This is a genomic window from Caenibius tardaugens NBRC 16725, from assembly GCF_003860345.1.
Classification (GTDB): Bacteria; Pseudomonadota; Alphaproteobacteria; order Sphingomonadales; family Sphingomonadaceae; genus Caenibius; species Caenibius tardaugens.
This window is the reverse complement of the sequence record NZ_CP034179.1, coordinates 2,159,110-2,184,570: the sequence shown is the minus strand read 5'-3', so window position 1 is coordinate 2,184,570 and position 25,461 is coordinate 2,159,110. Positions and strand designations below refer to the sequence as shown.

The window sequence follows — 25,461 nt, the reverse complement described above, 5'->3', positions numbered from 1 at the left end:
GTTCGCTTATTGCGGCAATGATGCCCGCAAAATCAGAGCTTGGCGATTTCCCCGCCGTCCGCCGCCAGCTTTTCGAGCAGCGCGGAAGGTTTGAACGCCGGTCCATAGCGCGGTTCCAGTTCCTGCAACCCGGCCAGCAGCACCTTCGCGCCGATGGTGTCGCCCCAGAACATCGGCCCACCGGTGAACACCGGCCAGTTGTAGCCGAGGATTGCCGCTACATCGATATCGGAGGCGCGCAGGGCGATGCCTTCCTCGATGCACTTCGTGCCTTCGTTGACCACGGGATAGAGCAGACGCTTGAGAATGGCCTCGTCGCTCTGGTCCGGATCGGACTTGATCCCGGCATAGGCTGCGAAATCGGTAATGATCTTCGCGGCTTCGTCCGAAAGCGTGGCCTTGCGATCCGCATCGTAATCGTAAAAGCCCTTGCCGGTCTTCTGCCCGCGCCGCCCGGCCTCGACGAAATCGCCCATCAGGGTGCGGCCTTCGGCGCCGTGAACCAGCACGTCGAGCCCGATCAGGTCGAGCATCGCAATCGGCCCCATGGCGAAACCGTAATCGTTCATCACCTTGTCGATCGTGCGCAGCGGCACCCCTTCGAGCGCCATTTGCTGCGACTGGACGATCAGATGTTCCATGATGCGGTTGGCGATGAAACCATGGCAGACCCCGGCGAGCACTGGCGTCTTCTTGATGGTGCCCGCCAGCTTCATGACCGTGCCAATCACTTCCTTGCTGGTATGCGCACCGCGCACGACTTCGAGCAGCGGCATGACATTGGCGGGCGAGAAGAAGTGCAGCCCGACCACCCATTCCGGACGCTTCGTAGCCGAAGCGATATCGTTGAGATCGAGGAACGAGGTGTTCGACGCAAGGATCGCGCCATCGCGGCAAATCGCATCCAGCTTGCCGAAGATATCCTTCTTGATGGAGATTTCCTCGAACACCGCTTCGACAACCAGATCGACGTCGGCCAGCGCATCGAGTGACAGCGCGGGCGTGATCAGGCCCATAAGCTGTTCGACCTGATCGGTTGTCATCCGGCCTTTGGCTGCGGTGCGTTCGTAATTCTTGCGGATCGTGGCAATGCCGCGATCGATCGCTTCCTGCTTCATTTCGACCAGAGTCACCGGGATTCCAGCCTGCAGGAAATTCATCGTGATCCCGCCACCCATGGTGCCGGCGCCGATCACACCCACTTTGCGGATCGGCAGGATCGGCACATCCTTGCCGATATCGGGGACTTTCGCCGTCAGACGCTGCGCGAAGAAGACATGGCGCTGGGCTTCGCTCTCGCGCGAGACGAGCAGTTCACCGAACAGGTCCTTTTCACGGCGCAGGCCTTCATCGAACGGCAGGGTGATCGCCGCTTCCACCGCCTGCACGATATGGCCCGGGGCCTTGAACCCCTTGAACTGGCGCTTGTGCGTTGCCTTGACCGCTTCGAGATCGTCCAGCCCGCCAGCAACCGCCTTGTCCCGCACTTTGGGCAGGGGCGCACCTTGGGCGATCACGTCCTGCGCGAAAGCGAGGGCCGCTTCTTCCAGTTTGCCATCTTCGACCACCTGATCGATCAGGCCCATTTCGGCCGCCTTGGCCGCGCCCACCGGCTTGCCTGTCAGAATCATGTCGAGCGCCACGCCGGCGCCCACCAGACGGGGCAGCCGCTGCGTGCCACCCGCACCGGGAAGAATGCCGAGATTGACTTCGGGAAGGCCAAGTTTGGCCGAGCTTACGGCCACGCGATAATTGCAGGACAGGGCGAGTTCCAGCCCACCGCCCAGCGCCGTGCCGTGAATGGCGGCGACAACCGGCTTGGCCGAACTTTCCGCCGCCGCCATCAGCGCGTCGAAATCGGGTTGCCGGATCGGCAGATTGTCGAATTCCGCGATATCCGCCCCGGCAAAGAACGTCCGCCCCGCGCAAAGCAGAACGATGGCCGCCACCGCATCATCGGCATTGTGGATCCGCAGCCCTTCGATAACCGCGCTGCGCACGTCGGTGGAGAGCGCATTGACCGGCGGGGAATCGATTTCCACGATCCCGACATTGCCCACCACGCGCGTTGTCAGCACATCACCCATCGTCATTTCCTTCGCATCCACATCGCCGGTTGCCCGTTCGTCAATCCGCGGGCCGATAACAGATGGGCGCATGCAGGAACAGGCGCAAGAATTCCAGTTGCGCGCATTTCGCGAATTTGATTATTGCGAATGCTTCTCAATATTGCTTATGATGGGAAAATTGATTCGCGGAGCAGATGCCTATGTATGCCTATCTCGACCGTCCGATCGCCACTCTGGATGAGGGCAGCAGGATTTTGATATGGGCCGTGCGACGGTGGGTGGCGGCAGTGGAACGGCGCACCTGCCCGGTCGCCGCGCTGGGCAGCGCGCTGGCGGACAGGGGGCTGGTTCCGGCACTGGTGCCCTTCCACCGCGTCATGGGGCTTCTCGCCACACATGCACGGCAGGACCTGCCTTTCGCGAACTTCAGCAACCCCCTCGTTTCCGAGGGGGAGGCGGTGTTACTGGCGATGGTTTCCGATTGCCGTGGCCCGCGCGCGCATAGGCTGGTCACCACCCTGTTCCTGCTGGCAGGCGAGGAAGGCCGCGATGCCTTGCACGATGCCGTCATGCAACTGGGTGACGCACTGCACCGGGTTGGCATGTTGCCCGGGGTGCCCGCGCGGCTTTCGTGATGCAGTTGGCCTGAGCCGACCAGCGCCGACCAGCCAGAATCAATCAGCCTGAAGCGATCGACAAAACGCTGTCATCCCGCGCCAGCGAATAGAGCGTCAGTCCGGCGGCTTGTGCCCGTTCGACCGCAAGCGTCGTCGGCAGCGATATGGTGGCCAGTGTGGTTGCCCTCGCGCGCACCGCTTTTTCCACGATTTCGTAGGAACAGCGCGCGCTGGACAGGATAAAGCCCTGCGCCACATCCTGCCCACTGCGCGCCAGTGCGCCAATCAGTTTGTCCAGCGCGTTGTGCCGCCCGACATCTTCGCGCGCGTACAGGATATCCCCGTCCGTTGTGGCAAAAGCCGCCCCATGCGCCGCCCCGGTGGCGCAGCCAAGCGGCTGATGATCGCGCAATTGCGACAAGGCCCGAAAAATCGCGTCCGGCACCACGGGTTCATGCTGGGCAACTGGCGGCAGGGGCCGGCTCACCGCGTCGAGATTGTCTATCCCGCACAGCCCGCAGGACGATTCCGCCACGCGTGCCCGCACGCGTTCCGTCAACTGTTCGACCCCCAGACCGGCAAGGCTCGCCCGCACGATCCAGCCTTTTTCCACCTCGGCCAAGGCGATGCCGGTGCAATCGCCCACTTGCTGCGCCAGCCCCTCGGTCAGGGCAAAGCCCAGTGCGAAGTCTTCGAGATCGGCGGGCGTCGCCATCATCACGGCGTAGGACAGGCCATTGTATTCCAGCGCGACGGGCGCTTCGGGCACCCATCTGCGCGTGATCGGGCGACGCTGCCCTTGACGATCGATTTCGACTGGCCCTGTCATCGCGATCAGGGCGTGCGCAGGCGTTCCACCGCCGCGCGGGCGATCGGCGAAAGGCCTGACAGATCATCTGCGAAAATGCCCGCTTTCATGCGCGGGTCCCAGAACAGTTGCATGTGTTCCGCCGTCGCCGCGATCGCCTGCGCTTCCCCTGAATGGCGAAGTTTGCGGCGATCTGGTTGGCCATGCGGCGCAGGGTCGCCCCGTCCATTATTCCGCCGCCTCAGGCGTTTCGATCCGGCGCGCGCGCGCGGACAGACCAGCATAGTCTTCCTGCCACGCGCTGGGTCCGTTGGACGGCGTCACCTGCACTGCGGTCACCTTGTATTCGGGGCAATTGGTGGCCCAGTCGGAATAGTCGGTTGTAACGACATTGGCCTGCGTCGTCGGGTGGTGGAACGTGGTGTAGACCACGCCCGGCGCGACGCGATCGGTCACCAGCACGCGCAAGGTCGTTTCCCCCGTCCGGCTGGCCAGCCGCGCCCAATCGCCCGTATCGAGACCGCGGTTTTCGGCATCCGTGGGATGCATTTCGAGAACATCTTCCTCGTGCCACGCGACATTGGCGGTGCGCCGGGTCTGCGCACCGACATTGTACTGGCTGAGAATGCGCCCGGTGGTGAGCAGCAGGGGGAAGCGCGGGCCGGTTTTCTCATCCGTCGGGACATATTCGGTGACGACGAACTTGCCCTTGCCGCGCACGAACCCGTCGACATGCATGATCGGCGCGCCATCGGGGAACTGTTCGTTCACCGGCCATTGCAAAGACCCTTCGGCACACAGCCGGTCCCACGACACCCCGGCAAATGTGGGTGTCAAACGCGCGATTTCATCGAGAATCGCGCTCGGGTGGGTATAGTGCCAGCCCAGCCCCATGGCATTGGCCAGCGCCTGCGTGACTTCCCAGTCGGCCAGCCCCTGCCCCTTTGGGCCATTGGCCGGTTCCATCACCTTGCGCACCGGCTGGATGCGGCGTTCGGCATTGGTGAAAGTGCCGTCCTTTTCCAGAAAGGTGCTGCCCGGCAAGAAGACATGGGCGTAGTTTGCCGTTTCGTTGAGGAACAGGTCGTGGACAATCACACAGTCCATCGCCGCCAGCCCCGCCGCAACATGGTGCGTATTCGGGTCCGATTGCAGGATATCCTCGCCCTGAATGTAAATCGCGCGGAAGCTGCCATCGATCGCGGCATCCAGCATATTGGGAATGCGCAGGCCCGGTTCGGGGTCGAGCGCCACCCCCCAATCCTGTTCGAACAGCGCGCGCGCCGCATCGTCGGAGATATGGCGATAACCGGACAGTTCGTGCGGGAAACTGCCCATATCGCAGCTGCCCTGCACATTGTTCTGGCCGCGCAGCGGGTTCACCCCCACGCCGGGCCGGCCAATATTGCCCGTGGCCATCGCCAGATTGGCAATCGCCATGACCGTGGAAGACCCTTGCGAATGTTCGGTCACGCCAAGGCCGTAATAGATCGCACCGTTGCCGCCGGTGGCGAACAGGCGGGCCGCCCCGCGCAGTTCCGCCGCCGGGACTTTCGTCACCGCTTCCAGAAATTCGGGGCTGTGGCGTTCGTCCGCGACATAGCGCGCCCAATCCTGATATTCGTCCCAGTCGCAGCGTTCCCGAATGAACGCCTCGTCCGCCAGCCTTTCGGTGACGATAACGTGCGCCATGGCGGTGAGCACGGCGACATTGGTGCCGGGTTGCAGGGGCAGGTGATGCGCCGCCGCGATATGGGGCGAACGGACCAGATCGATCCGGCGCGGGTCGATCACGATCAGCTTTGCGCCTTGCCGCAGCCGCCGTTTCATCCGGCTGGCGAACACGGGGTGCGCATCGGTGGGATTGGCGCCAATCACGAGGATCACATCGGCCTGCATCACCGAATCGAAATCCTGCGTACCCGCACTGGTGCCGAACGTCGTTTTCAGGCCATACCCGGTGGGCGAATGGCACACCCGGGCACAGGTATCGACATTGTTCGACCCGAACCCGCCACGCACCAGTTTCTGCACCAGATAGGCTTCTTCGTTGGTGCAGCGGCTGGACGTGATCCCGCCCAGCGCCCGGGCGCCATGCTGCGCCTTGATCGCCTGCAGGCGTTCGGCGGTGAAGGTCAACGCTTCATCCCAGCTCACCGCGCGCCACGGCTGATCGATAGAGTCGCGGATCATCGGCTGGGTGATGCGGTCCTTGTGGTTGGCATAGCCCCAGGCGAAGCGCCCTTTGACGCAGCTGTGCCCGCGATTGGCCTTGCCATCCTTCCACGGCACCATGCGGACGAGCTGTTCGCCCTTCATCTCGGCCCGGAAAGTGCAGCCGACCCCGCAATAGGCGCACGTCGTCACCACCGCGCGTTCCGGCTTGCCCAGTTCCTTGACCGATTTTTCCATCAGCGCACTGGTCGGGCAGGCCTGCACGCAGGCCCCGCACGAAACGCATTCGCTGGCGAGGAAATCGTCCGTGGCCTGCCCCGCGCTCACTTTCGAGGCGAACCCGCGCCCTTCGATCGTCAGCGCGAAGGTGCCCTGCACTTCATCACAGGCCCGCACGCAGCGCGAACAGGTGATGCATTTGGACGGTTCGAACTGGAAATAGGGGTTCGAGAGGTCATCCGCCTGCCCCAGATGATTGGCGCCGTCATAGCCATAGCGCACATCGCGCAGGCCCACGGCGGCCGCCGTATCCTGCAATTCGCAATCGTTGTTGGCGCTGCAGGTCAGGCAATCGAGCGGGTGGTCGGAAATGTAGAGTTCCATCACCCCGCGCCGCAGTTTTGCCAGATGGTCGCTCTGCGTATGCACCACCATGCCATCGGCGACAGGGGTGGTGCAGGATGCGGGCGTGCCGCGCATCCCGTCGATCTCCACCAGACAAAGGCGGCATGAACCGAAGCTTTTCAGGTTGTCGGTCGCGCAGAGTTTCGGGATATCGCCGCCGCAACTGGCCGCCGCCCGCATCACGCTGGTGCCTGCGGGAACGACCACGCTGCGCCCGTCGATCGTCAGCGTGACGGACTGGTCCGAAAGCACTTCGGGCGTGCCGAAATCGGTTTGCCGTTCATAGCCCATCTGCTGTCTCCGGCTGTTCCACCGCATGGCCGAAATCATCCGGCCAGTGCCTCAGCGCGCTCATCACCGGATAGGGCGTGAAGCCCCCCAGTGCGCAGAGCGAGCCATATTTCATAGTATCGCACAAATCGGTGAGCAGGGCGATCTGGTCCGCCCGGCTGCGTCCGTCGCGCGGGGCATTATGCATCTGCGGCAATGCTTCCACTGCATCGCGCATTCGCCCGCCATTGGTCGCTTCGCTGCGGATACGGTCGATCAGTTCCACCCCGCGCACCGCGCCCACGCGGCACGGAGTGCATTTGCCGCAGCTTTCCGCGGCGCAAAACTGCAGCGCGAACCGCGCCATGCCCGCCATGTCAGCCGTGTCGTCAAACACCACGATCCCGCCATGGCCGATCAGCGCATCGGCAGCGGCATAGGCTTCGTAATCGAACGGCAGATCGAACTGATCGGGCGGGATATACGCGCCCAGCGGTCCGCCGACCTGCACCGCCTTGACCGGGCGGCCCGATGCCGTGCCCCCACCGATATCATAGACCAGTTCGCGCAAGGTAATGCCGAAGGCGGTTTCATAGAGCCCGCCGTGGCGGATGTTCCCGGCCAGTTGGATCGGCTTGGTCCCGCGCGAACGGTCAATCCCCAACCGGGCGTATTCTTCTGCGCCGCCCTCCGCCAGAATATGCGGCACGGCCGTCAGCGTCAGGACATTGTTGATCGCGGTCGGGCAGCCAAACAGGCCCTCCAGCGCGGGCAACGGCGGTTTCGCCCGCACTTCGCCGCGCTTGCCTTCAAGGCTGTTGAGCAGCGCGGTTTCTTCGCCGCAGACATAGGCACCAGCACCGGCGCGCACCTCCATCACGAAGGGGGCAATCACCGGCGCGGCCAGCGCAATCGCGGCCTCCAGCTTGCGGATCGCATCGGGATATTCGCTGCGCACGTAAATATAGCCGTGCTGCGCCCCCACCGCATGGGCGGCGATCGCCATACCCTCGATAATCGCGAAGGGATCGCCTTCCATCAGCATGCGGTCGGCAAAGGTGCCGCTATCCCCTTCGTCCGCATTGCAGACGACATATTTGCGCGTGCCCGGCGCATTGGCGACCGTCTGCCACTTGATCCCGGCAGGAAAGCCCGCACCGCCCCGGCCGCGCAGGCCGGAGGCGATCACATCCGCGATCACGCGTGCAGGGCCAATCGCACGGGCGCGTTCCAGCCCCAGCCAACCGCCCGTCGCGGCATAGTCTTCCAGGCTGAGCGGGCGCGTGCGCCCGGCACGGGCAAACGTCAGCCGCTGTTGCCCCGCGATAAAGGGATGATCGGCAATGCGCCCAATGGCCTTGACACTGCTGCCCTGGAGGATCGCAGGGACATCGGCCACAGTCGCCGGGCCAAATCCCTGCCCTTCGATCTCGACCAGCGGTTCCAGCCAGTGCATCCCCCAGCTCGACACGCGTTCCACCATGGCACCCGCCTGCGCGAATGCGGCGGCCAGTGCATCCGCACCGCAGGCCCGCGCCAGCGCATCATCGGATATGCGGACAAGCGTGTTCATGCCGCCTCGATCAGATGTTTGAGCGCGGCCGCATCAAGGCGCGCATGCAAGGTATCGCCGATCCGCGCATTGGGCCCGACACTGCACAGGCCGAGGCAATAGACATCGGCCAGCCGCACGCGCGATCCCGCCGCTTCTTGCGTCTGCGCGATCAGGGCATCGACCCCGCGCGCCTTGCAGGCTTCCGCGCGGCAAATCTGCACTTCGGGTCGGGGGTCGGCCTTGCCACGGAAATCGTGATAGAAGCTGACCACGCCGTGCACTTCGGCCCGACTGAGATTGAGCGCGCTGGCAATCGCGCGTTCCGCCGCATCATCGACGCAGCCAAATTCGGCCTGCACATCATGCAGGATCGGCAACATGGGGCCTTCGCGCCGCGCGTGGCGGGCGATGATCGCACCAAGCCGCTCTTCCCGGCTCACCCCTTCAGCCTTTCGCCATGCCAGGCGACATGATCGGCCATGAAGGTGGAGATGAAGTAGTAGGAATGATCATAGCCGTGCTGCAGCCGGATCGTGGATGGCATCCCGGCACGGGCCACCGCCTGTTCCAGCAGTTCGGTTCTGAGCTGTTCGGCAAGGAAACCGTCCGCAGTCCCCTGATCGACCAGCAGATCGGGCAGGCGCGCGCCATCATCGATCAGCGCGCAGGCGTCGTATTCCCGCCATGCCGCGCGGTCGGGGCCGATATAGCCCGTCAGCGCCTTTTCCCCCCAGGGGCAGTTCAGCGGGCTGACAATCGGCGCGAAGGCACTGACCGACCGGAACCGCCCGGGATTGCGCAAGGCAATCGTCAAGGCGCCATGACCACCCATCGAATGGCCGGTGATGCCCTGCCGGGCCATATCCACCGGGAAATGCTGCGCCACCAGCGCGGGCAATTCATCCTCGATATAACGGCGCATCTGGAAATGCGCGGCCCATGGTTCCTGCGTCGCATTGACATAGAAGCCCGCGCCCTTGCCAAAATCATAGGCTTCGTCGTCCGCCACATCATCGCCGCGCGGGCTGGTATCGGGCGCGACGAAGATAATCCCCTGTTCGGCACAGGCGGCGCGATATTCGCCCTTTTCCGTGACATTGGCATGGGTGCAGGTCAGGCCCGAAAGATACCACAACACCGGCAGCCTGGCCCCCGGCGCATGATCGGGGACGAATACGGAAAACGTCATCGGTGTGCCGGTGGCGGCAGAGGCGTGACTGTACACGCCCTGCACACCACCGTGCGCCTTATTCGTGGACAGGGTTTCCAATGCGATCACACCCGCAGGAGCGCGCAGAGCTTGTTGCCATCGGGATCGCGCAGATAGGCGAGGTAGAGATTGCCCGCCGCACTTTCGCGCACGCCCGGCGGATCTTCCACCGACGTACCGCCACTGGCGACACCAGCCGCATGCCAAGCATCGGCCTGTTCGGTGCTGTCCATCGCAAAGCCGACCGTGCTGCCGTTACCCGCGGTGGCGGGCTGGCCGTCGATCGGCTTCGTCACCAGAAACAGGGCATCCTTGTGGAAATAGATCAGCCGCCCCTTGTCATCCATGATGGCGGGCTTCGCGCCCAGAGCACCGAACACCGCATCATAGAAGGTGCGCGAACGTTCGATGTCGTTCGAACCCACGGTCAGATGGCTAAACATGCTTGTCTCTCTCCCTCTTTATGAATCAGAAAACCACGACGCTGCGGATGGATTCGCCCGCATGCATCAGGTCGAAACCCTTGTTGATTTCTTCCAGCGTCAACACATGCGTGATCATCGGATCGATCGCAATCTTGCCGTTCATGTACCAGTCGACGATCTTGGGCACATCGGTCCGGCCCTTGGCCCCACCAAAGGCCGTGCCTTTCCATACGCGGCCGGTGACGAGCTGGAACGGGCGGGTGCTGATTTCCTTGCCCGCTTCGGCCACGCCGATCACGATGCTTTCGCCCCATCCGCGATGGCAGCATTCCAGCGCGGTGCGCATGACTTCGGTATTGCCGGTGGCATCGAAGCTGTAATCCGCCCCGCCATCGGTCAGCGCGAGGATTTCGGCCACCTGTTCATCGCGCGATTTGCCCGCGGCATTGATGAAATGGGTCATGCCGAACTTGCGGCCCCATTCTTCGCGATCCGGATTGAGATCGATGCCGATGATCTTGTCCGCGCCCACCATCTTGGCGCCCTGAATCACGTTGAGGCCGATCCCGCCCAGCCCGAACACCACGACATTTTCGCCAACCTGCACCTTGGCCGTATTGACCACGGCGCCAACGCCGGTGGTCACGCCGCAACCGATATAGCAGCTCGTCTGGAACGGGGCGTCCTCGCGGATTTTCGCCACGGCGATTTCGGGCAGGACCGTGAAATTCGAAAAGGTCGAACAGCCCATGTAATGGTAGATGGGCTGCCCTTTGTAGCTGAACCGGGTCGTGCCATCGGGCATCAACCCCTTGCCCTGCGTCGCGCGGATCGCGGTGCACAGGTTGGTCTTGCCCGAAAGGCAGCTTTTGCACTGGCGGCATTCCGGGGTGTAGAGCGGGATCACGTGATCGCCCGGCTTGACCGAGGTCACCCCCGCGCCAACTTCGCGCACGATCCCCGCACCTTCATGCCCCAGGATCGACGGGAAGATGCCTTCGCTGTCGAATCCGTCCAGCGTGTAGGCATCGGTATGGCAAATGCCCGTGGCCATAATCTCGACCAGAACTTCACCTGCCTTCGGCCCTTCGAGATCAAGTTCCACGATCTCCAGCGGCTTTTTCGCTTCAAAGGCAACGGCAGCACGGGTCTTCATCGGTCAGGCTCCACTTGTATCGCTATATTTGCGCGTCATAGCGGCCTTGCCCCGCAGGGGTAAGGGGTAAGAACCCGGATTCCAGACAATGCGTGGCCAGACAGGACAAGAGAAGTCGGGCGATAACCGCCCCGATCGATCCGGCACACCGGCCGGAAGCTTTTTATCAGCCCAGAAAGGCGCCTTGTGGAACAATCTTTGCGAGATTGATCATGATCACTGTCGAACTGATCGCACAGGCAAGCGCGATCGAGCGGCTGTCGCCACAGGCGATGGCCGATCCGAGCCCTTGAGACCGTTCAAAAAGCCCCAGGAGGCGCCGCTCATCACGGGACAGCGCACGGGCATCGCCCATCACGACGGGGCGCCCCAGTGCGGCTTCGTAAAGCGTCATGAGACTGTCGATGACAGGGGCCAGCATATCCGCACGCCGCCTGCGCAGGAGACGGAACAAGGTCGGCTGCACCGCACCACCGGTATCACGCGCCGTGCGCCAGCAACGCGCAGCATCCACCAGAACCGCGTGCTGATCCGGGATATCGGTGTGCGGAGGACGCGAATGAAGAGTCACGGGATCAATCCTTGTTCTGGCGTCCCCTCATTATGTTTTTATTGCGATTAATTCGCAACAGGTAGCGCACAATGCACTGGGGGGCAAGAGCCTTCCGACATGCTGATGACGAAACAAGCCGACCAGAGTTCCCGGCCAACGATGCCTGGCCGCACAGAGCCAGAACGCGCAGGTCCAGAACACGCAGGCAAGGTGTTCGCCAGCCACCAGACAGGCAACCCAAGGGCGCATTGCGAAGTATCGGGATATCGGGAAACTGGAGCGGGCGAAGGGATTCGAACCCTCGACCCCAACCTTGGCAAGGTTGTGCTCTACCCCTGAGCTACGCCCGCTCTGGCGTTCTTCAGCGGCGATCCGTGTACCGGTACCGCTGGGGTGGGCGGGCAACTAGCAGCGACCTTTTGATCCGACAAGAGGAAAATCACAAGAAATATGGCCTCTTCACAATTCCTGCGAAAAGCCCACATTACGCACCACGTCTGAACGCCTAACGGGAGCAACTATCTTGGCCAGCATGGGTCTCAATCTCGACGAACAGAAAGCCGTCGACCGGTTCCGCAAGGAAGTCGCCGAACCTTCGATGACGAAGCTCGTCATTCTGGACTTTTGGGCCGAGTGGTGCGGGCCATGCAAGGCGCTGGCCCCCGTTCTGGAGAAAGTCGCCGCCGAATATGCCGACCGGGGCGTCATTCTGGCGAAGCTCAATGTCGATGAAGAACAGTTCATTGCCGCGCAGTTTCAAGTGCGCTCGATCCCCACGGTCTATGCCCTGTTCCAGGGGCAACCCGTGGCCGATCTCACCAATGCGCGCAGCGAATCGCAATTGCGCCAGGTGCTCGACCAGTTGCTCGAGAAGCTGCCGGTACAGGCCGGTGACGGTGACGCGCAGACGCAGGACGTATCGCAGTTCGTGGCGATGGGCGAAGCGGCCCTTGCCGAGGGCGACGGGCAACGCGCCGCATCGATCTTCGGCCAGGTGGTGGAAATCGCACCCGATAGCGTGGCCGCCCATGCCGGGCTGATTCGCGCCCTCGTGGCCGCCGGCGATGTGGCGCAGGCACAGGCCGTCGTCGCCGCACTGCCCGCAGAGATCGCTGACGATCCCGCACTGGCGCAAGCCCGCACCGCACTGGCGCTGGCGGAAGACGCCCCCGATGACAGCGAATTGACGGATCTGCGCAACAAGGCATCCGCCGCGCCCGCCGACAGGGAGGCCCAGTTCGCCCTCGCCAGCGCCGCCTTTGCCGCGGGGCAGCGCGACGAAGCAGCCGATGCCCTGCTGGGCATTATCCGCGCAGAACCGGAATGGAACGAGCAGGCCGCCAAGGCCAAGCTGCTGCAGATTTTCGAGGCGGTCGGCCTGGAAGACCCGTGGGTTGCCGCCACACGCCGCAAACTCTCGCTGATTCTGTTTGGATAATCCGGTGTCGGCAACGCGTCTCTCGATCTTTCCGCTGTCGGGCGTGATCCTTTATCCGGGTCTGCGCCTGCCACTGCATATCTTCGAACCCCGTTACCGCGCGATGGTGAGCGATGCCCTGATCCGCGATCGCCGGATTGCCATGATCCAGCCACAGGCGGCCGCGGAAGGGGCGCCGCTCTTTTCCGTCGGCTGCGTCGGGCGGATCGGCGATGTCGAAACGATGGAGGACGGGCGTTTCAACATCGTGCTGGAAGGCGAACATCGCTTCCGCGTGCTGCGCGAACTCGATGTAAACACGCCGTTCCGGCAAGTGGAAGCCGAACTGATCGACGATCCGGAAGAAGAAGCGCTCAGTTCGGTCGAACGCGCGGGGTTCGAACAGGCCGCGCGCGATTTCGCCGATCTGCAAGGTTACAGCGTGGATTGGGATTCGGTCAGCCGACTGGATGATGTCTCGCTGATCAACGGCGTATCGCAGATCGCGCCATTCGATGCAGCGGCCAAGCAGGCCTTGCTGGAAGCGTCAGACCTGTCGGATCGCTGCGAACTGCTGGTCCAGCTCATGCAATTTTTCGGCCGCCATCCGGGCGACGACGATCACGTGACGTTACAGTAAAACGGGGCAGTAAACGGGACAGCGAACAGGCGGTTACAGGCCAAAGCTGCCGCGCACGCCGTCAATCACGAATTGCACGGCCAGCGCGGCCAGCAACACGCCCAAAAGGCGCGTGATCACCGATTCCACCTCGCTGCCGAACAGCCGCATCAGTGGCGCCGCTGCCATCAGGGCCACAAGCGTGACCAGCATCACCGCCAGCAGGGCGCCCAGCACCGCCAGCGATGCCGCCAGCCCCTGCGCCTGCGCCATGAACAGCATGACCGAAGCAATCGCCCCCGGCCCTGCCAGCATGGGCATGGCCATCGGGAAAATCGCCACATCGTCAATCTCGTGATCGATGTCATGCGCGGCGCGCACCCGTTCCGCCCGTTCTTCCCGCCGCTGTGTCCGCCGTTCGAACACCATTTCCAGCGCGATCACGAACAGCATGATGCCGCCCGCGATCCGGAAGGCGTCGAGTTCGATATGCAGCGAGGACAGCAACGGTTCGCCAAACAGCGCGAACAGCAACAGGATCGCCGAAGCGATCACCGTGGCGCGAATCGCCATGCGGCGTTGCCGGTGCGGGCTGGCATCCCGGGTCAGCCCGGCAAAGATTGGTGCGCACCCCGGCGGATCGATCACGACGAACAGCGTGATGAAGGCCGAGGCGAACAGTTCCAGCACCTCAGTCCCGCACCGCCATGGTCAGGGCCAGGGGATGGGCCGGAGGATCGGCCCTGTGATGGGCTGAGACGTTCATAACGCCCCGGCCGCCAGCGCAACCCCTTCGTTGCGATGGGCGGCGACAAGCGTGTTGCGAAGGAGCACGGCGATCGTCATGGGGCCGACCCCGCCCGGTACGGGGGTGATGGCCCCCGCCACGTCGCGCACCCCGGCGAAATCGACATCGCCGACCAGCCGGCCCTTGTCCGCACCCGGTTCCGGCGGCAAGCGGTTGATGCCCACGTCGATCACGGTCGCACCGAGCTTGATCCAGTCGGCCTTGACCATTTCCGGCCGGCCCACCGCCGCCACCACGATATCCGCGCGGCGCACCACGCCGGGCAGGTCTTTCGTCCGGCTATGCGCCACGGTCACCGTGCAGCTTTCCTGCAGCAGGAGTTGCGCCATCGGCTTGCCGACAATGTTGGAACGGCCGATCACCACCGCATCGAGGCCCGACAGATCGCCCAGCCGGTCTTTCAGCAGCATCAGGCAACCCAGCGGCGTGCAGGGGACAAACCCTTCCTGCCCCACGGCCAGACGCCCGGCATTGATGATATGGAACCCGTCCACATCCTTGTCGGGCGCAATCGTGGCGATGACCTTCTGCTCGTCCAGATGGTCGGGCAGCGGCAGTTGCACCAGAATGCCATCGACGCTGCGATCGGCATTGAGCTGTTCGATCAGCCCCAGCAGGTCCGCTTCGGAAGCGGTGGCGGGCAATTTGTGTTCGAAGCTGGCCATTCCGCAGGCCACGGTCTGCTTGCCCTTGGACCGGACATAGACCTGGCTGGCAGGATCTTCGCCGACCAGCACGACAGCCAGACCGGCCTTGCGCCCCGCCTTCGCTGCGAATGTGGCGGCCAACGCGCCGACTTTTTCCCTCAGGCCTTCGGCAAAGGCTTTGCCGTCAATCAATTCTGCGCTCACACAGTCCTCGCAAGGTTCCAAACGATGATCTGCAGCACTTGCAGACCGATAATCAGCACCAGCGGCGAAAAGTCGATCGATCCGGTATTGGGCATGATCTTGCGGATCGGCGACAGCAAAGGCTGGAGCAGGGCATTCAGCGCGGTCCAGATGGCCGCCACGAACTGGTTGCTCATGTTCACGACATTGAAGGCAATCAGCAGACTGAGGACGAACTGGACAATCACCAGCGTCACGACGACCGAAATCAGCAGGTCGAGAATTTGGGCTATGGTGAGGAGAATCACGCGCGGGTCTCTCTATGATGGCGGACACAGGCCCGCTTGTGCAGGCCTGTTAGCCGAGCCCGCCCCACAGGGGCAAGCGCCGCGTTGGGAAAAGCGCGCCTATTGCGCGCTGCCGGGTTCCATACTGGCCACATGCCAGCGCAACGATGCCGGGGTCGCGCCCGGCACATTGTTCACCCGGCGCAAGGTGATCGTGCCCGTCTCTGCGCTGCCGTCGCTCCGCCGCAAGGTGTAAGGCACCGAATAATATAGAGAACCCGCCGCGCCTTCGGTTTCGCCCTGCCCGAAAGTCAAGGTGATGGGCGCACCGGCGGCAAAGCGTTCCTGCAAGGTCGCGGCGCTGGCGGAGCCAGCCTCGCCCCAGGCGCGGGCGGCATCGTTCCACCGCCTGTCCGCCAGTGCATCCCCAAGGAAGCGTAGAATGCGTGCCGGATCGCGCACCTGTTCGAGGGCCGCATAATCCGGCGCCGCAGAGGTGGCCGCCGCCCCGCCCGATGCGGTGGAAACCGAAACCTGCGGGTGATCGCCTGTCTGCCCCGTGGATGGGGGTGTGGATTCGGACCCCTGCACCGGTTGCGACGAATCCTGCCGATCGCACCCGACCAGCACAGCCAGCAGGGCCGCCGCGATAGCAAACGGGACAAGGCGCACGGTCATGGTACAGGCAACGCATGGGCGCGCCTGCCGGTTCCGGTTGACGCGCCCTGTCGTCAGGCGCGGATCAGCGTGCCCGCACCCTTGGACGTAAAGATTTCGAGCAGCATGGCATGCGGGACCCGGCCATCGAGAATAACCGCCGCCTCGCATCCGGCCTCCACCGCGTGGACGCAGGTTTCCAGCTTGGGAATCATCCCGCCGGTGATCGTGCCGTCATCCTTCAGCCGTTTGACATCCGACGGGCGCAAATCGGTGAGGAGGACCTTCTCCTTGTCGAGCACACCGGGAACATCGGTCAGCAGGAACAGCCGCGATGCCCCCAGTGCGGCAGCGATCGCCCCGGCCATGGTATCGGCGTTGATATTGTAGGTATGGCCATCTTCCCCGGCGCCGATCGGGGCAACCACCGGAATCATGCCCGCACCGCTCGCCGTTTCGAGGATCGTAGTATCCACCCGGCTCGGTTCACCGACGAAGCCCAGATCAACCGCCTGTTCGATATTGCTGTCCGGGTCCTTGGTCGTCCGGGCGACCTTGGTCGCGGTAACCAGCCCGCCATCCTTGCCCGAAATGCCCAGCGCCTTGCCCCCGGCATTGGCGATCCAGGTGACCAGTTCCTTGTTGATCCGGCCCGACAGGACCATTTCCGCGACTTCGGCGGTGGCCTTGTCGGTGACGCGCAGGCCATCGACGAAAGTGGATTCGACACCCAGCTTCTTCAGCATCGCGCCGATCTGCGGACCGCCGCCATGCACCACCACCGGGTTGATACCCACCGCCTTGAGCAGCACGATATCTTCGGCAAAATCGCGCGCGGCTTCGGGATCGCCCATGGCATGGCCACCGTACTTCACCACGAACGTGCTGCCGGCATAGCGTCGCATGTAAGGCAGCGCCTCGATCAGCACTTCGGCTTTCGCCAGCATTGCCTTGGTGTCCACCGCACTCATGCCGCAGTCCTTCCTTCCATTGCCCCCGGTGTCCCCGGATGGTCCCCCGCGCCACAGAATCGCCGGGAGAACAGGAGTGACGCCCTAGCGATAAGGAAAGCGGTGCGAAAGTGGGTCGAAAGAAACCCGCGCAGGAACGCGACCGGCATCACGCACCCGCTGGACTTGCGCGCGGCAGCAACCTAACGGAACCGCCATGGACGCAGCACACCTCCCCGATTCCATCCTGATTGTCGATTTCGGCAGCCAGGTGACCCAGCTCATCGCCCGTCGCGTACGCGAAGCGGGCGTCTATTCCGAAATCGCCCCGTTCGGCAGCGCCGAGGCGGCGTTCCAGCGGATGCAGCCCAAGGGCATCATCCTGTCGGGCGGCCCGGCTTCGGTGACGGAAGAAAGCGGCCCGCGCATCCCGCAGGCCATTCTCGACAGCGGGTTGCCGATGCTGGGCATCTGTTACGGCCAACAGGCGCTGATGCAGCAACTGGGCGGCGAAGTGCAGGCGGGCGATGCCGGTGAATTCGGTCGTGCCTTCATCGCCATCGAAGACACCTGCGTGCTGTTCAACGGGCTGTGGCACAAGGAAGAAAGCCATCAGGTATGGATGAGCCATGGCGACAAGGTGACCCGCCTTGCCCCCGGCTTCCGCCCTGTGGCCTCCAGCCCCGGCGCCCCGTTTGCCGTGGTCGCGGATGATGAACGCCGCATCTATGCGATGCAGTTCCACCCCGAAGTGGTGCACACGCCCGATGGCAGCAAGCTGCTGAAAAACTTCGTGCGCCACGTCTGCGGCCTTTCCGGCGACTGGACGATGGCCGAATTCCGCAAGACCAAGATCGAGGAAATCCGCGCGCAGGTGGGTGATGGCAAGGTCATCTGCGGGCTGTCGGGCGGGGTCGATTCCGCTGTGGCGGCCCTGCTGATCCACGAGGCGATCGGCGATCAGCTGACCTGCGTCTTCGTCGATGGCGGCATTCTGCGCATGGGCGAGGCCGAACAGGTCGTCAGCCTGTTCCGCGGCCATTACAATATCCCGCTGGTCCACGTGGATGCGGCCACGCTGTTCCTGAACGGTCTGGCGGGCGTCACCGACCCCGAGGCGAAGCGCAAGTTCATCGGCAAGACCTTCATCGACGTGTTCGAGGCAGAGGCCAAGAAGATCGGCGGCGCCGATTTCCTCGCGCAGGGCACGCTCTATCCCGATGTGATCGAATCCGTGTCGTTCACCGGTGGGCCTTCGGTCACGATCAAGAGCCACCACAACGTGGGCGGGCTGCCCGAACGCATGAACATGAAGCTGGTCGAACCGCTGCGCGAACTGTTCAAGGATGAAGTCCGCGTGCTGGGCCGTGAATTGGGCCTGCCCGAAATCTTCGTTGGCCGTCATCCGTTCCCCGGCCCGGGCCTTGCCATCCGCATCCCCGGCGAAGTGACCAAGGAACGCTGCGACATCCTGCGCAAGGCGGACGCGATCTATCTCGAAGAAATCCGCAATGCGGGCCTTTACGATGCGATCTGGCAAGCCTTTGCCGTGCTGCTGCCGGTGAAGACCGTGGGCGTGATGGGCGATCACCGCACGTATGACAGCGTTTGCGCCCTGCGCGCCGTCACCAGCACCGATGGCATGACGGCGGATATCTATCCCTTCGATGCCGCCTTCCTCAGCCGGGTGGCCACCCGCATCATCAACGAGGTGAAGGGCATCAACCGCGTGGTTTACGACTTCACGTCGAAGCCGCCGGGCACGATCGAGTGGGAATGATTTTTGCCTATCCGGGCGTATCCGAAACTACGCCCTGGTTCGCTCTAAGGCGTTGATAAAAATAAATAATTCCTTCGCCACCTTTCGGGGCCTATCGGTGGGCAAAGAACGCATCCGTCGGCCCCTGTGACGGACCTTGCCCATATTGATCCCCACAAAATTTGAAAGTACCGTCAGCATAGTTGAGGCTCCTGACGGTACTTTTTTAACGCTAAGCTGCTGACAATACGCAGACTTTTCCGACGAGAGCCCCCAAAGCCGCGTGACGGTACTTTTTTGGAGGTGGTCCACGATGCTGACGGATGCAGCAATTAAGGCTCTGAAGCCTAAGGATAAAATTTACAAGGTGACTGATCGCGACGGCATGTACGTGCGCGTTGCGCCATCGGGCGCGCTTTCTTTTCGACTGGACTATCGGCTCAATGGACGCCGCGAGACGGTCTATCTCGGCAAGTACGGGCGAGACGGGGTATCGCTGGCGCGAGCCCGAGAGCTGTGTCTGGACGCGAAGCGGGCAATTAACGAGGGCCGGTCGCCGGCCATTGAAAAGCAGCGTGCGAAACGTCGTATCAAGGAAGCGAAAAGCTTTGGCGAGTTCGGCGAAAAATGGCTGGTGAACGCGCCGATGGCCGACAGCACTCGAGCGATGCGTCGCTCGATTTTCGAGCGAGAGCTATTGCCAGTCTGGCGCAACCGATTGCTCACCGAGATTACGCCAGACGATCTGCGCGCTCAGTGCGGCAAGATTGTCGATCGCGGCGCGCCGGCGACGGCGATCCACGTCCGGGACATCCTCAAGCAAGTCTACGGCTTCGCGATCTTGCATGGCGAGAAGGTCGCCAACCCAGCGGACGACGTCGGACCGGCATCGATCGCCACGTTTGCGCCTAAGGATCGGGCTCTGTCGCCTGCCGAAATCCGAGTGTTGCTGAAGGAACTCGAAAAGGTCGCCACGCTGCCGACGATCCGCCTGGGGATGAGGCTCTTCCTGTTGACGATGGTGCGCAAGAGCGAGTTGCAAGACGCGGTATGGGACGAAGTCGATTTTGAAAACGCGGTTTGGACGATTCCAAAAGAGCGGATGAAGCGGTCAAAGGCGCACAACGTCTATCTATGCCGCCAAGCGCTGGATATCATGATCGCTCTCAAGACCTGCGCGGGTAACTCCCGGTATCTGCTGCCATCCCGCTATGATGCCGATGCTCCAATGTCTCGAGCGACCTTCAACCGGGTGACCTACTCGGTAGTGGACCAGGCTAAACAAGATGGCCTGCCGCTCGAGCCATTTACGGTCCATGACCTGCGGCGAACGGGCTCGACGCTGCTGAATGAACTAGGCTTCAATCGGGATTGGATTGAGAAGTGCCTTGCTCACGAAGACGGCAGATCATCGCGTGGCGTTTACAACAAGGCAGAGTACGAGGTTCAGCGTCGCCACATGATGCAGGAGTGGGCAGACATCGTCGATGCGTGGATCGATGGACGGAAACACGTGCCCACTCTGCTACCGCCGTCTATGCCCTTGGTCGAGCTTGATCCCGCCCTTTAACCGGACGCGACTTTCTCTTCGACACGTCAGGATGTTGTGCGCGGCGGATTGGAGAGGTCCGCCGGGCCATCAGCCAAGTTTCGACTTCTGCGAGGTCCCATACGATACAGCGCGGAGATGCGCCTCCGCATGTAGCGCAGTCGCCTTCTCCCAGAAGGTCCGCCGCGCTGACAGCACAGTCACGCTGGTGTCGGGATCGGTGAAGAAGTCCGGATAGTCGTCGGCCGCGTAGGGGCGGATGACTTTTTCCTCGGTCGGCCAGGGATCGCCGCGCGCGCCGAGCTCGAATTTTACCCGTGGGGTGATGTAGGCCATGCCTTCGTATTCGGCGGCAGGCAGCGCGGTGGGATAGTGAAAGTTGACGGTTTGAGCGTCGCCAGCGTCCACCTCTAGCGACCACTCGCCGTTGGTGGGCTCGCCAAGTTGTTCGACGATCGCGGCGCGGAGCGCCGGGAGAAGTTTCTCGGCGATGTGCCGCTCGACGTCGCTGACCAGGTCGTCGATCAGCCGGGCCGCCTGCTTCCTGCTGATCCCCTCCTTCTCGGGGTCGCGCTCGCCGGTGTATCCGAGTTCGGCACGGTCGAACGACAGGTCGATGTCCTCGGAGAACCGGCGAATGGCGTTGAACGCCTTGGAGAGCGACGTGCCGCCCTTGAAGACGAGGGTCGCCATGGTGCCCTTCGGCAGATCGAACAGGCGCTTCAGGCTCCAACAGACCCAGAAGTCCTTTTCGATGATCGTGTCGGCGACGCCCCGGCCGGCGCCGGTCTCCCCGAAGAGAGCTGCGCGATCGTCGGTGGGAAGGCGGGCGACATCATCCATCGATATCGGCCACCGCTGCGTTGGCGATCGAGACGAGCGTGGGCCGCATCCAGGCAGGCGCTTGAAGGGCGGTTGAGGCCAGCGTCTTCTTGTCGTTGGCCGAAAGCCGGCGCGCCGCGACCTGCGCGACGTCAGCCGCCCGAACGGGGCCGACATGGCGAAGCGCTTGAACCACCGTCCCGGCGGGGCTGCCCGGTGCGATCAGATGCTTGGGCGAGGCGTGGCGAAGATCCACGACGCGCTTTCCCAGCACGACGCGCCGCGACGGGCCATCGGTCAGATAAGTGCTTTGTGCCGGGACTTGCGTCGAAAGGCCGAGCGCGTTCGCTGCCCGCGCGCCGGCGATCTGCATCTGCGAGCCGGTCTCCCGGGCAAGGGCGTGGGCGACATCGTCCGGTGCGGGCGACAGCGCCCCGAGCTTCGGGTGCAGCTTCGGAAAGTCGTAGAGCCCTCGCGCAAGTCGGCGGAGCTGTCCGCCCTTCACCAGACGGGAGAGGGCCTGGTCAACAGACGGGCGGGCGGCAACGGTCAGGAAGTCGCTGGGCGTGAAGACGCTGCCGCGTCCGCTGGCGCGGACGCGCTTCATGACCCGGTCGGGAACAGAGGCGGCTATCATCTTCATGCGTCAGAAAATAAGGTATCTTTTTCTGACATTCAAGAGCCGTCGTTCGTGGGCGCGGCTTGGCCGCCACGATGGCCTCGATTTTCGGCTTCCAATTTGCTAAAACATGACGGTACTTTTCGGGGCTGGCGGCGAGGTTGATGCTGACCGAGAAATTCGGCTCTGAAGGGCGATTGATCCCGATAGGTGCCGAAACCCCGCAAAAATATTTGCGAGGAAATTTCCTTTTAAAATCAACATCGTACGATTTTGACGGCCCATGGGTCGGCTTTTTGGTGTGCGGGCAAGAGAAAACCCAGCTAGATCAACGACCTAGCTGGGTTTGAACAATTGAGTGGGAGTGAGGGGGCGTAGTTTTGGATACTGCGGGATACCACGTCGCAAAATTGGCGGTGTAGATCATCCGATAGGAGCCGATTGACATCGACAAATGTAGACTCTTACCGTGGGTTAGCTTGAGACATGGGTAAGGGATACAGACGTTGCCGCACGGGCGGCACCTCGTCTAGCCATACGGCGGCTAATCGACCTTCTGAGTTGCGGCTCAAGTATGAAGCATCAATTTGGCTGGTTTGGCCCAGATAATCCCGTCATTCATTCAGATTATGGGCGACACACCACATATCCCCGGACGCCCATCTCAACGCAGGCCGAGAAATAGCTCATCAGCAGCCAATATAGCTGGACGAAATGTGGCGAAGGCGTGGTTCCCTGCGCTGCTGCGGCAAGCACATCTTGCACCTGAGCTCGGCTCAATGAGGACGTGACGATGAAGACGCGCTGGAGCACGTCGGGAGCAAAGCGCACCGCATCGAGCTTCCCAGCAATCTCCTGCGGAGTCCCGCCTCGGATCATGCGGGCAATTTCGGTCTGGATGCCGCTATTGCGGTACCGGTCGTTCCAGCCTGCCAGTTTGGCGGGCAGCATGTCGGTGGGTAGGCTCATCCGGCCAAGGTTCTTGATTGCCTGGCCGACGGAGTCATGAAAAGCTGAAGCGCTGAGTGATGGATTGCCGTGCTTCGCATGATAGAAGCTGATCATCGTTGGACTGGTGCCGGTGCTGATCCCGATGAAGTCGGCCCATTCATCCCCAAGGTCGTCACAAAGCAGCACATCTTCACTATTCGCGATCGTATCGACCACCGATCGAAATACGGAATCCTGCGTGAAGGCGATTTGGCCCGGCGCGAAGGTACCTTTCTCGCTGGTGGTCTGCTCAAGCGACTGATCGACTTGAAGATGTGCAAGTAACGCCGCACCGCCGCCCGCCAGCGCTTCATCGCGGAACAGCGCGCCATCGATATAGGCGAGGGCAAGGTCGCTGAAGAGTACGGTGAAGAGGTTCTCGCGGTCGATATAGCGGGCGAGCGATACGGTGTTGGCATCCTCGCCCAACGGAAGCGCACGCCGTTCGACCGAGATACCGGCGATCACTGGGAGATCGAGCGCCCGCAGGGCGATCCGCGTGGTCCCGATACGCAGGGTCGCGATTGGGGTAATGCCGTCGTCGGATCTGACCTCGTGAACGTGGCGGCGGGTAACGATCGGAAAAGAGGGTTCGAGCGCCGCCAACAAGGCTTCCGAGTCTGCCTGAGACAGCGCTTCCACGCCATTCTCGCCCTCGCGGATCAGGCGAATACCGTCATCGACGGTGAACAGGGCATCGGCCAGCCCCATGGTATCGATGCCGACAAAGGTTGGGCACACCTGCGCCGGAAGCGCGGTCAGTTCAATCGGGCGAGCAAAATTGCGAATAAAGCCGGCGACAGCGCCGCCCTCGACCTCCAGCAGCTCCGAGATCTCGGTGGCCCAGACTACCGCAGCCTCAACCCCGGCGCGATCGGCGCGCACGGAAATCCGTCCGGTGGTTGGCGTTGCCGAGTAGACGCCGTCCGCGCGGCGTACGCTGTACCCCTGCGGAATAAAGCGGCTGGCGCTGCTCGTAGCCACTGCATTTTCGAGATCGCGTGCCTCAAGCGTCTTTGAGCGCAAGGCGAGCGGCGAGATTGACATGTTACGCAACCGAAGCTTCTCAAACACGGCATCGTGCCGAGCGATCGCACTCTCGATGCGATCGTTGGCGATCTTGCCGAGAAACACCGTTTTGAACGCGGACGGAATGTCGAGGCCGGATTTGAATACGGCGACATGCGGGCCACGCTCGATGATCAGCACATAGCCGAACACCCGCTCGACGGCCTCAGCATCCGCTGCAAGAAAAGAAACGTCGCGTTCATAGGAGAAGCAGATCACGGAATAGCGTGCTTCACCCAATGCCACCCGATCGACGCGGAACAGGTTCTGCGAAGGCTGGCGTACCTGTGCGCGCAGCGCGCGGAAAAGCCTGTCAATCGCGTCATTCGAAAGCCGCCGCTTGCGCTGATAGAAATAGCCCGACCGTCCGATTTCTAGATGTTCGATCATTGATCGCTTTCCTGGTTGCATGTTGGCTCGGGATCAGGACTGACCAGCGTGAAGTCAGCGGGAAGATTGATCGGTTTGTAGCCCGTGGCCATCCGCTCAATGACCGAATGATGTAGTAGCGCGCCTTCGGTGATCTTGCGCGGTTCCGCGCGCGGAAGATAATAGCCACCACTAGTGCTCTTCTCTGGAAAGCGCTTCCATTTGCGGTTCTTCGGGAGAAACTCGAGTGGCCACCATGCGGCGGTCATTGAATTGTGAATGGGGCCATTTGCGTCAGGTGCGACATACATGCGCTTCCCGCCCGGCAGCGGGGCCCCCTCGGCAAGATGGCGAAACATGGTTTCGTTGAGCTGGAACCCATGTTTTTGTGCTTCGCGACTCATCCAGACCAGCGGGAATTTTGCGATTTGGCTTTCAGCTTCCGCCCAACCACCACCTACATCGGAATGGTCGCCAGCAAACCACACGGTCTGCTGGTCCTGTGCGCCTTCAGCCTCTGCGAACGGATTAGGTTTGAACGACTGTTCACGCGCCCAGTTGTAAAGGCGGAACATGCGCCGCCTCTCATCGATCGCCGCCGCTTGGCGGAAGATGCGGACGCTAGGATTGGATTTGGTGTAAGGCAGGAAGGACTGGGTGGGCAGCCGCAACAACCCGGGACGGACGAACACCGATGCGACGGTATCCCAAACCCCCAAGAAATGAATTGACACCGGGCGCCCACCAATCACCCGCCGAAACTGCCAGGCAACCTCGAGACTGTCCTCGCGATGGGCTCGCTTATAGGCCTTGAGCGCATAGTCGACGAGGTTGCGCTGGTCGGGTTCGAGCAGACCCAGGAGGTGGATCAAACCAGCAACCGCTCGCGCCGTGTAAGCACCCCGGCTGAAGCCGAACAGAAAGATCCGGTCACCCGGCTGATAGGTGTCGATCAGATAGCAATAGGCAGCGAGAATGTTTGCATCGAGCCCCCAGCCGGTGCCTAACCCGAAGGCCGCAATCGCGCTTTGTGCGGCGGGACTCCAGTCGGTGATGAGAGGCACGGTGCCAATGCCTGGATGGTAGAAGACACGCTGGTTGTTACTGCGCTCGGCACAGCGATAAAGCTTCACAACATTGGTGATGTTGTCCTTGACCTCATTACTGGTGCCATCGAGCAACAGGATCAGATTGCGTGACATAGTCCTTCCTGAGGTGTCGACAAATAACCAACATTATTGCTTCTGGATAGCAT

24 protein-coding genes and 1 tRNA gene are annotated in these 25,461 nt (G+C 62.5%); 5 read left to right on the top strand and 20 right to left on the bottom strand.

Features of this window, described 5'->3' with window-relative positions:
• Nucleotides 1-32: 32 nt before the first annotated feature.
• Complete coding sequence (locus EGO55_RS10070; protein ID WP_021689539.1) at nt 33-2,087, bottom strand: 3-hydroxyacyl-CoA dehydrogenase NAD-binding domain-containing protein; 2,055 nt, start codon at nt 2,085-2,087, stop codon at nt 33-35.
• 182 nt (nt 2,088-2,269) lie between these two features.
• Here EGO55_RS10070 and EGO55_RS10065 point away from each other — a divergent pair, with 182 nt between their 5' ends.
• Complete coding sequence (locus EGO55_RS10065; RefSeq protein ID WP_021689540.1) at nt 2,270-2,704, top strand: hypothetical protein; 435 nt, start codon at nt 2,270-2,272, stop codon at nt 2,702-2,704.
• A gap of 43 nt (nt 2,705-2,747) precedes the next feature.
• Here the strand turns inward: EGO55_RS10065 and fdhD are convergent, their stop codons facing one another.
• The 10 genes from fdhD to EGO55_RS10015 form a co-directional block, all read right to left on the bottom strand.
• Nucleotides 2,748-3,515 (bottom strand): formate dehydrogenase accessory sulfurtransferase FdhD, encoded by a 768-nt coding sequence (gene fdhD / locus EGO55_RS10060; protein ID WP_124916756.1) that lies wholly within the window; start codon nt 3,513-3,515, stop codon nt 2,748-2,750.
• Nucleotides 3,516-3,520: 5 nt separating this feature from the next.
• Nucleotides 3,521-3,628 (bottom strand): formate dehydrogenase subunit delta, encoded by a 108-nt coding sequence (locus EGO55_RS21255; protein WP_244925474.1) that lies wholly within the window; start codon nt 3,626-3,628, stop codon nt 3,521-3,523.
• A 94-nt stretch (nt 3,629-3,722) separates the two neighbouring features.
• Complete coding sequence (gene fdhF, locus EGO55_RS10050) at nt 3,723-6,584, bottom strand: formate dehydrogenase subunit alpha (protein ID WP_021689543.1); 2,862 nt, start codon at nt 6,582-6,584, stop codon at nt 3,723-3,725.
• Nucleotides 6,574-8,136, bottom strand: coding sequence for an NADH-ubiquinone oxidoreductase-F iron-sulfur binding region domain-containing protein (locus EGO55_RS10045; protein WP_021689544.1), 1,563 nt, complete (start codon nt 8,134-8,136; stop codon nt 6,574-6,576). Before EGO55_RS10045 ends, fdhF begins: the two co-directional genes overlap by 11 nt.
• Nucleotides 8,133-8,558 carry an NAD(P)H-dependent oxidoreductase subunit E gene (locus EGO55_RS10040; RefSeq protein ID WP_021689545.1) on the bottom strand — a complete coding sequence of 142 codons (426 nt, stop codon included), beginning with the start codon at nt 8,556-8,558 and terminating at the stop codon, nt 8,133-8,135. Before EGO55_RS10040 ends, EGO55_RS10045 begins: the two co-directional genes overlap by 4 nt.
• Nucleotides 8,555-9,394, bottom strand: coding sequence for an S-formylglutathione hydrolase (gene fghA / locus EGO55_RS10035; protein ID WP_040715356.1), 840 nt, complete (start codon nt 9,392-9,394; stop codon nt 8,555-8,557). Before fghA ends, EGO55_RS10040 begins: the two co-directional genes overlap by 4 nt.
• Entirely contained in the window at nt 9,394-9,771 is a 378-nt protein-coding gene (locus EGO55_RS10030) for a VOC family protein (RefSeq protein ID WP_021689547.1), read from the bottom strand. The genes fghA and EGO55_RS10030 overlap by 1 nt, the downstream gene beginning before the upstream one ends.
• 25 nt (nt 9,772-9,796) lie before the next feature.
• Nucleotides 9,797-10,909 (bottom strand): S-(hydroxymethyl)glutathione dehydrogenase/class III alcohol dehydrogenase, encoded by a 1,113-nt coding sequence (locus tag EGO55_RS10025; protein ID WP_021689548.1) that lies wholly within the window; start codon nt 10,907-10,909, stop codon nt 9,797-9,799.
• A gap of 166 nt (nt 10,910-11,075) precedes the next feature.
• Entirely contained in the window at nt 11,076-11,480 is a 405-nt protein-coding gene (locus EGO55_RS10020; protein ID WP_021689549.1) for a hypothetical protein, read from the bottom strand.
• Nucleotides 11,481-11,737: 257 nt separating this feature from the next.
• Nucleotides 11,738-11,812, bottom strand: a tRNA-Gly gene (locus EGO55_RS10015).
• Between the two features lie 182 nt (nt 11,813-11,994).
• Between EGO55_RS10015 and EGO55_RS10010 the strand changes: the two genes are divergently transcribed.
• Both EGO55_RS10010 and EGO55_RS10005 read left to right on the top strand, forming a co-directional pair.
• Nucleotides 11,995-12,900: a tetratricopeptide repeat protein gene (locus tag EGO55_RS10010; protein ID WP_040715210.1), complete on the top strand. Its 906-nt coding sequence runs from the start codon at nt 11,995-11,997 to the stop codon at nt 12,898-12,900.
• 4 nt (nt 12,901-12,904) lie between these two features.
• Nucleotides 12,905-13,519, top strand: a complete 615-nt coding sequence (locus EGO55_RS10005) for an LON peptidase substrate-binding domain-containing protein (RefSeq protein WP_040715211.1) — start codon at nt 12,905-12,907, stop codon at nt 13,517-13,519.
• Nucleotides 13,520-13,552: 33 nt separating this feature from the next.
• On the opposite strand, the gene EGO55_RS10000 is transcribed toward EGO55_RS10005, so the two are convergent.
• The 5 genes from EGO55_RS10000 to argB form a co-directional block, all read right to left on the bottom strand.
• Nucleotides 13,553-14,188, bottom strand: a complete 636-nt coding sequence (locus EGO55_RS10000; protein ID WP_021689552.1) for a MarC family protein — start codon at nt 14,186-14,188, stop codon at nt 13,553-13,555.
• A 72-nt stretch (nt 14,189-14,260) separates the two neighbouring features.
• Nucleotides 14,261-15,157: a bifunctional methylenetetrahydrofolate dehydrogenase/methenyltetrahydrofolate cyclohydrolase FolD gene (gene folD / locus EGO55_RS09995; RefSeq protein ID WP_021689553.1), complete on the bottom strand. Its 897-nt coding sequence runs from the start codon at nt 15,155-15,157 to the stop codon at nt 14,261-14,263.
• Complete coding sequence (locus EGO55_RS09990; protein WP_021689554.1) at nt 15,154-15,444, bottom strand: YggT family protein; 291 nt, start codon at nt 15,442-15,444, stop codon at nt 15,154-15,156. The genes folD and EGO55_RS09990 overlap by 4 nt, the downstream gene beginning before the upstream one ends.
• Before the next feature lie 99 nt (nt 15,445-15,543).
• Complete coding sequence (locus EGO55_RS09985) at nt 15,544-16,101, bottom strand: hypothetical protein (RefSeq protein ID WP_021689555.1); 558 nt, start codon at nt 16,099-16,101, stop codon at nt 15,544-15,546.
• Between the two features lie 53 nt (nt 16,102-16,154).
• Nucleotides 16,155-17,051, bottom strand: a complete 897-nt coding sequence (gene argB / locus EGO55_RS09980; protein WP_021689556.1) for an acetylglutamate kinase — start codon at nt 17,049-17,051, stop codon at nt 16,155-16,157.
• A 196-nt stretch (nt 17,052-17,247) separates the two neighbouring features.
• Between argB and guaA the strand changes: the two genes are divergently transcribed.
• Nucleotides 17,248-18,810: a glutamine-hydrolyzing GMP synthase gene (gene guaA / locus EGO55_RS09975; protein ID WP_021689557.1), complete on the top strand. Its 1,563-nt coding sequence runs from the start codon at nt 17,248-17,250 to the stop codon at nt 18,808-18,810.
• A 292-nt stretch (nt 18,811-19,102) separates the two neighbouring features.
• A complete protein-coding gene (locus EGO55_RS09970; protein WP_021689558.1) occupies nt 19,103-20,359 on the top strand; it encodes a tyrosine-type recombinase/integrase in 1,257 nt (418 codons plus the stop codon).
• Nucleotides 20,360-20,428: 69 nt separating this feature from the next.
• Here the strand turns inward: EGO55_RS09970 and EGO55_RS09960 are convergent, their stop codons facing one another.
• The 4 genes from EGO55_RS09960 to EGO55_RS09945 all read right to left on the bottom strand — a co-directional run bounded on the left by EGO55_RS09960 (nt 20,429) and on the right by EGO55_RS09945 (nt 25,408).
• Entirely contained in the window at nt 20,429-21,181 is a 753-nt protein-coding gene (locus EGO55_RS09960) for a nucleotidyl transferase AbiEii/AbiGii toxin family protein (RefSeq protein ID WP_021689559.1), read from the bottom strand.
• Complete coding sequence (locus EGO55_RS09955; protein WP_040715214.1) at nt 21,174-21,767, bottom strand: DUF6088 family protein; 594 nt, start codon at nt 21,765-21,767, stop codon at nt 21,174-21,176. Before EGO55_RS09955 ends, EGO55_RS09960 begins: the two co-directional genes overlap by 8 nt.
• A 639-nt stretch (nt 21,768-22,406) precedes the next feature.
• A complete protein-coding gene (locus tag EGO55_RS21245; RefSeq protein ID WP_021689561.1) occupies nt 22,407-24,227 on the bottom strand; it encodes a hypothetical protein in 1,821 nt (606 codons plus the stop codon).
• Nucleotides 24,224-25,408, bottom strand: coding sequence for a T6SS phospholipase effector Tle1-like catalytic domain-containing protein (locus EGO55_RS09945; protein ID WP_021689562.1), 1,185 nt, complete (start codon nt 25,406-25,408; stop codon nt 24,224-24,226). The genes EGO55_RS21245 and EGO55_RS09945 overlap by 4 nt, the downstream gene beginning before the upstream one ends.
• Nucleotides 25,409-25,461 lie beyond the last annotated feature (53 nt).